This is a genomic window from Acidilobus sp., assembly GCF_049973875.1.
In the GTDB taxonomy this organism is placed as follows: Archaea; Thermoproteota; Thermoprotei_A; order Sulfolobales; family Acidilobaceae; genus Acidilobus.
Genome location: NZ_JBMFJI010000063.1, coordinates 1 through 2,677, shown reverse-complemented (window position 1 = coordinate 2,677; position 2,677 = coordinate 1). Strand labels below are relative to the sequence as shown.

Annotated in this window: 4 protein-coding genes; all 4 read right to left on the bottom strand. The window is 57.4% G+C overall.

What is annotated here, in order from left to right; genetic code table 11:
- Positions 1-256: 256 nt before the first annotated feature.
- Positions 257-841, bottom strand: a complete 585-nt coding sequence (locus tag ACP5H1_RS08305) for a glycosyltransferase family 4 protein (RefSeq protein WP_427974015.1) — start codon at positions 839-841, stop codon at positions 257-259.
- Positions 842-850: 9 nt separating this feature from the next.
- Complete coding sequence (locus ACP5H1_RS08300) at positions 851-994, bottom strand: hypothetical protein (protein ID WP_427974012.1); 144 nt, start codon at positions 992-994, stop codon at positions 851-853.
- Complete coding sequence (locus ACP5H1_RS08295; RefSeq protein ID WP_427974009.1) at positions 991-1,140, bottom strand: hypothetical protein; 150 nt, start codon at positions 1,138-1,140, stop codon at positions 991-993. The genes ACP5H1_RS08300 and ACP5H1_RS08295 overlap by 4 nt, the downstream gene beginning before the upstream one ends.
- 201 nt (positions 1,141-1,341) lie before the next feature.
- Positions 1,342-2,466 (bottom strand): glycosyltransferase family 4 protein, encoded by a 1,125-nt coding sequence (locus ACP5H1_RS08290; protein ID WP_427974018.1) that lies wholly within the window; start codon positions 2,464-2,466, stop codon positions 1,342-1,344.
- Positions 2,467-2,677: the final 211 nt, after the last annotated feature.

The following is a 2,677-nucleotide window of genomic DNA, read 5'->3' as shown; positions in this document are numbered from 1 at the left end:
CGTGCCCCTTCGAGGCCATGCCCTCGGCTAAGGCCTTAACTACGCTCTCAATCCCGCCAGCCGCGGGCCAGTAGCTGTGAACCACGTGAACTATCCTCAACCCCTTACCAGCTCCCCTAACGCTTGTCGCCAGGCCACGCTTAGTTCCTTTCGCCGACGACCTCCCTGTAGAGCGAGGCGTACTCCATGGCCGCGCGGCCCCAGTCAAAGGACCTGGCGAACTCAACCCCACGCCTTGAGTACTCGTCGTAGTCGTCTAAGACCTTCCTGATGGCCTCGAGCAGGGAACGCCCGTCCCTGAAGAGCTCCCCCGCGCCGACCTCAGTATGAGCTCCCTCCTGGCGTCGTCCCTGTCAAGGGCTATCACTGGGGTTCCGGTGGCTAATGACTCAAGTATTGGGAGCCCGAAGCTCTCCCACCTTGACGTCAGCAGGTACATGGTTGCCTGGCAGTAGGTCCTTGGGAGCTCGCTGTCAGGGATGGACTCCAGGTTAACAATATTATTGCTGCTAATCCCGATTCCGTGGGCTATCAGGCGGGAGCCGGGGTACTGCCTCGCTATGTACCTTGTGAAGTACTTTATCAGGAGGTCCCTGCCCTTTAGGTTATTGTAGGCGGTCACGTTAAAGAACACGGGCCCGTCCTGAGGCCTTTCGCGGCAGGGCCTGAACACCTCAAGGTCGATGCCATTATATATTACCCTTGAGCTCACGTGGTACATTTTAGCCAGCTGCCTCGCGGCGTACTCCGACACCGCCGTGACGTACTTTATCTTGGGCAAAAGCTTCGCGTACAGCCACCCCAGGACAAAGTTTATGGCCTTGTTCTTCAGGCCTGGCACGTAGAGGGACTAGGTGTAGCCATGCCACGTGAAGATCACGTTTTCAGCGCCGCCCTCAACAACTGCCTTAGTGTAGGGGTAGGATGTGTGAATGTGAAGCACGTCGTAGTGCTTCGATTCCCTTGCGAACTCCTCAGGGCTTAGCCTTATCACGTTAACATCCTCAGGGGCCTTATCCTGACCTCCCTCGCTGCCACGGTGACCTCGACCCCGTGCTTTGAAAGGTGCCTGGCCAGGGAGTTCACCACCGTGGCGAAGCCTCCACCTTCGTAGTAGCCGAGGCCCATCAACACCCTCAACGTCTATCGTCACGCCACAACTTCCTCTCCTTCATTTACTTTAAAAGGTTTAAGGTCTTGCGAAACCACTTCTAACCTACACCAGGCTGCTTCATACCGACTGTTAAGTCGAGCAGACTAAAGACGAGGGCTCAGGGTCGGCGTTTTCATGAACGTCTCTGACTTGCAACTCGGCGCAGTTGCCTATCAGCGAACTGCAGGTCACTGCGCGATGCCATTAAAGGCAGGTCCCCTATAAATGTCATCGTAGGCTGGCAGTATCCTGCTCCACGTGTGCTCCTCCGCCCAGCGCCTCGCGCTCTCCCCCAGGCTCCTCCTGAGCGCGTCGTCGGTGAGAAGCCTTGCGATGGCCTCGGCGTACCTGTCAGGCCTTGGTTCTGCCCAGAGGCTCGCCACGCCTGGAGGTGCTGCCTCAAGCTGGCTCCCTTCGCCAGTTATCACTGAAGGGGTTGTATGTATTGCAGCCTCGAGGAGGGTCAGCGCAAAGCCCTCGTACTTCGACGGGAGCGCGTAGACCTCGCTCCTGAGGAACAGGCTGTGCTTGGCTTCATCGCTCACCCGGCCCACGTACCTGACGTCAAGGCCGTGGCGCCTGGAGTACTCTAGGAGGTCCCTAGCAAGGCCTTCGTCAGGGCCCGCCATCACCAGGCTGGCCCTCCTGGCCTCCCTCTTCACGAACTCCATTGACTTCACGAGCATCCACAGGTTCTTCTCCCTGGACACTCTGCCAAGGTACAGGACCTGGCCCTCCGCCCTCTCTAAGCTTAAGTTACAGTGATCCTCGTCAACACCATTAGGCACTACTATAATCTTACTTTGGCCTAGGCCAAGGGATGAAATCCTCCTGGCCTCCCACCTCGTTAAGGCTATGTAGACGTCGTAGCCTCTGAGGTAGCCTCGCCCGAGGACGTCGACGAGCTTGTGGTAAGTCCAGGTCACCACTCCAAGGCGTGCTAGCCCGTAAAACGGCGAGTGGCCGTGAAGTATCGCCCTGAAGCCAAGCTCCTCCTTAAGCCTCGCAACCTGGAAGGCGTGGGGGTGCCTCCAGACGTGCACGTGAACAACGTCAGGCCTCAGGGACCTTATGACGTCGGGTAGCTCAGGACTGTATGAGCCGTGGCTCCAGATCAACCTTGGCCTGAGCCTAATCACGTGGACGCCGTTTATGGTCTCCTCCCTTGGAAGCGAGCCGAGCTCCCCAGACCTGAGCCTGTTGTAGGTGATCACGTGGACCTCGTGGCCCCTTGAGGCCATGTACTCGGCTACCCTCTTCACTACTTCCTCCACGCCGCCCACTACAGGCGAGTAGAACGGCGACACGTGCACTATCCTCAAGCGGCGCCCCGCTGTTAGCTGATACGCGGAACTATAAGGGTTCCATCACAGCGACATCATGGTATGCGATTGCAGGGCGCAGGGCTGCCGCCTCAATAACTTAAAAGTTAAAAATTATCTGGTGGAGCCATACCTGGTCAGCAGCTTGAGCTCAATAGTCTCAGTAATTTCAGTCATAGTCACAGCATATAACAGTAAACAG